We start from the raw sequence: 3,831 nt of genomic DNA on the forward strand, positions 1-3,831 counted from the left end.
AGGGATTTAGATGCACCTAGTGGTAACCAATATTTTGCCAGCAACCAAATGACTCCCAACAGGACAATGATTAATTCCGCATACTTGAGTAAGAACTTTATTACAGTCGGAAGTGAAGCATTTTTGAGCTGTTCAATGTTTTTTACAATACCGATGATTCCAAATAGAATTAGTAACACTCCCGTCCAAACCTGTCCAATAAAGAGGCTAATAATTCCAATAAGGACTAAGCCGTAGTGGCCGTATTTTTTTAAGAACTTGTTTTTAATATTAAAGCCGAAAAACCAATGTGCCAGTGTTGGCAAAATCAGCAATGAAACGATCAATGCAGCTAAAAGGGCAAAAGTCTTTGTAAAAGCCAGAGGACCAAACAGCTTGCCTTCTGCTGCCTGCATGGTAAATACAGGGACAAAACTCACAATTGTGGTAGAGACAGCCGTTAATATCGCAGTGGCCACCTCTGATGCTCCATTGTAAATGGTATCAATTAGTTTTTGGCTTGGTGGGGCTTCATCAATATGCTTGATGATATTTTCAGAAAGAATAATACCTAAGTCCACCATTGTTCCGATGGCAATGGCTATTCCTGATAGCGCTACAATATTAGCATCCACACCAAAGTATCGCATGGCAATAAATACCATGAGTACGGCAATAGGCAAAAGGCTGGAAATTAGGAATGAAGCTCTTAGGTTATATACCATCACAATCACCACCAGAATGGTAATGAGAATTTCCAGCGACAAGGCTTCTTCCAGTGTACCTAAGGTTTCATAGATCAACTCTGAGCGATCATAAAACGGGACAATTGTAAGCTGGCTTTCTCTACCGTCAGCCAATGTCTTCTTGGGAAGGCCGGGGGCTATTTCAACAATTTTGGCTTTTACATTGTTGATGACTTGCAAGGGATTCGCTCCATATCGAGCTACTACAACACCACCTACTACTTCAGCACCATCTTTGTCCAAAATACCTCGTCTTGTAGCGGGACCAAGAGATACTACACCAATGTCTTTTATCCTTATAGGCACATTGTCTTGTACTGCAACTACTGCTTTTTCTATGTCTTCTACTTTCTTGACATAACCTAAGCCACGAACTAAATATTCAGCCTGATTGATTTCTATGGTCTTTGCACCAACATCCTTATTGGATTTTTGTACTGCCTGCATGACTTTATGCAAGGGGATGTTGTAGGCTTTCAAACCGCCAATGGAAGCAACTTCTGAAACGCCTTCTGTTGCATTTAATCCATACTTCACATAGAAGTCCTGAACTGTGCGGATTTCGTGCAAATCCCAACCGCCAGTTGGATTTCCGTTTTTGTCCCTTCCTTCAATGGTGTACCAATACACCTGCCCTAAGGCGGTGGCATCTGGCCCCAATGCAGGCTGGACGGCATCAGGGAGTAAGCCAGAGGGTAGTGAGTTGAGTTTTTCGAGTATTCTGGATCGTGACCAATAGAACTCCACATCTTCTGAGAAGATGATATAGATACTGGAAAAACCGAAGATGGATGAACTTCTAATAGATTTTACTCCTGGGATTCCTAGTAAATAAGTAGTTAAAGGATAAGAGATTTGATCCTCAATATCCTGTGGCGAACGGCCAGCCCATTGGGTAAAAACAATTTGTTGGTTTTCTCCTATGTCTGGTATGGCATCCACCGGAACAGGGTCAGAAGGCAATGCACCCACTTGCCATCCAAATGGAGCAGTTACAATTCCCCAGGCTACAAAACCTGTAAGGACGAGAACAGTGACCAACTTATTCTCTAAGAAATATTTTATGATTTTATTGAGCATAATACAATTGAATTTGATTGAACAGAAAAGAATTGTTCAATGGCAGGAAATGCCACTATGCTCCATAGTCACAAGACCAGGAACATCAAATTGTACTATGCGGATTAAATTAAAAAGGTCTGAAAAAGGACTTGAATATCCTTATCAGGTATGGGAGGAGAGTAATAAGTGTTATGAACAAAAGCTTGATCAGCAAATAGAATCGGCTGAACATAAGTGTGAATGAAAGCAACAAAGAAAACAGGATTCACATCAACAGAGAAGGCTTGAAGATTTGCATTCTCATCTAATTGAAGTACCTCATGTTGATTTTCACAACAGGGTTTAGGTTTTACCTGTTCTTCTGAGGATGGTTCTTTTTTGCAGTCTCCATCCATATCGGACATTCCGCAATCAGGATTATGAAGTCCGATTGAAAAAGAAGTCTCAACCGCTACGCCACCACAAAAATGTGTGTTCATAGAGAAACCCACGCTGGAAACCAACATGAGCAAAGCAAGCGATATGGAGATTATTCTTTTCACTTATAATGCGATATACGGATTTCTTACAGAGAAGGGTTTATAGAATTTTGAGAAATGATTACAGAATTTTGTAACGACCTAAGTGAAAACAAGCATAGCTGCAGCCATAGCTACCATGGATAGATCCTCTACAATGGTGACTGTACTCATGGGTAAATTGAATACATCTCCCAGGCAGGCACATTTGATCTTCTTCTTGTTCAGGTTGCTTTTAATCACTCCGATGCTGCTTATGCCCAAGACGATAACTGTCACCATGTTTGTGAAAAACGGTGCAATATTCAATAAATAGAGCAATCCCAGGGCTAGTTCAACAAATGGGTAAGCGTATCCCCAGGCTTTCCATTTAGCGGCTACTATATCGTACATTCGATAAGAGTTCGCAAAGCCTGTCAAGTTTAGCAGCTTGAAAAAAGCAAAGACAATGAAGAACCCTGCCATAAAGTGGCGCATCCACAACATCCCCGAAAATTCATTGAATGGGTATTGGCTCAAAGCTGTTACCACAGCAATGAACCCTACAATAAGGATCAGTGGTTTGTAGGTGGTAATGGACTTCTCAGCGAGTGGTTCTTGTTTTTTGATCTTAGGGAGCGGAGCTTGTACGGTCTCTTGATATTCTTCAGAAATGGCATAGTTCCCTACCTTTTTTAATGCCAGATTAATTTCTCCAAGGTCTAAAGATTCATCGGAGATAATCTTTGCCTGTGGGTATTCCAGTTGAATAGCGGCTTCTTGTATCTCTTCGATTCCATTGATCGTTCTCTTCACTTTGGCCAAACAGCCAGTGCAAGTCATTCCGGTAATTGTATATTCTTTGGTCATCTTGTTATCGTATTAATTGTCACGATACAAAGATGATCGGTAAGCTGCTTGTGGCTGTTACACAATTTTGAAAAAGGCTTATGAGATTTTGATCACAGCTGATCCAGTGATTGCCGTCCCGGATTTCTCATTTTCTTAAAAGCTGTGGGGGTCATGCCCGTCTCTTTTTTGAATTGGGCGGATAGATGGGCTACACTGCTGTAGTCCATTTGATGAGCAATCTCTGAGAGCGTTAGCTCATTGTAAAAGATGAGCTCTTTCACTCGCTCTACTTTTTGTTTAAGGATAAACCGCTCAATAGTGACTCCTTCGACAGAAGAGAAAAGCCTGCTGAGAGAAGAATACTCCTGGTGCAGTTTATCAGCTATTAGGGTAGAGAAATTGATATTTAAGGCTTCTTTGTTGTGATGAATTTGATCTACAATGATCGCTTTGATCTGTCCGATCAGTTTCGACTTTTGATCTTGAAGCAACTCAAAGCCTCGTGCTGCCAGTAGTTCCTCCAGCTGTGATTTCTGATCACTCGTGATGTTGTTTGGTGTATGAACTTCTCCGAGTTCAATGGAGGAGGTTTCTATATTCAGGTTATCCAAAATGTCCTTCACTGTGTCAATACAGCGAGGACAAACCATGTTTTTTATGTAGAGGGTGCTTAGCTTCATTTTGTTTTAATCTGA

General features: G+C 40.9%; 4 protein-coding genes. All 4 read right to left on the reverse strand.

Features of this window, described 5'->3' with window-relative positions:
* On the reverse strand, window positions 1–1,805 hold a 1,805-nt coding region (locus AAC037_RS21300; RefSeq protein ID WP_339905465.1), incomplete at its 3' end, for an efflux RND transporter permease subunit.
* A gap of 104 nt (window positions 1,806–1,909) precedes the next feature.
* Window positions 1,910–2,329: a hypothetical protein gene (locus AAC037_RS21305; RefSeq protein WP_210758736.1), complete on the reverse strand. Its 420-nt coding sequence runs from the start codon at window positions 2,327–2,329 to the stop codon at window positions 1,910–1,912.
* Between the two features lie 78 nt (window positions 2,330–2,407).
* Window positions 2,408–3,154, reverse strand: coding sequence for a heavy metal-associated domain-containing protein (locus AAC037_RS21310; RefSeq protein ID WP_210758735.1), 747 nt, complete (start codon window positions 3,152–3,154; stop codon window positions 2,408–2,410).
* 92 nt (window positions 3,155–3,246) lie between these two features.
* Complete coding sequence (locus AAC037_RS21315) at window positions 3,247–3,786, reverse strand: AraC family transcriptional regulator (protein WP_236664991.1); 540 nt, start codon at window positions 3,784–3,786, stop codon at window positions 3,247–3,249.
* Window positions 3,787–3,831 lie beyond the last annotated feature (45 nt).

The organism is uncultured Cyclobacterium sp., assembly GCF_963976465.1.
Lineage (GTDB): Bacteria > Bacteroidota > Bacteroidia > Cytophagales > Cyclobacteriaceae > Cyclobacterium.

What these genes read in the sequence shown, in the direction of transcription:
- AAC037_RS21310 (WP_210758735.1), bottom strand. Translation starts at nt 3,154, where the DNA reads ATGACCAAAGAATATACAATTACCGGAATGACTTGCACTGGCTGTTTG.
- AAC037_RS21315 (WP_236664991.1), bottom strand. Translation starts at nt 3,786, where the DNA reads ATGGTTTGTCCTCGCTGTATTGACACAGTGAAGGACATTTTGGATAAC.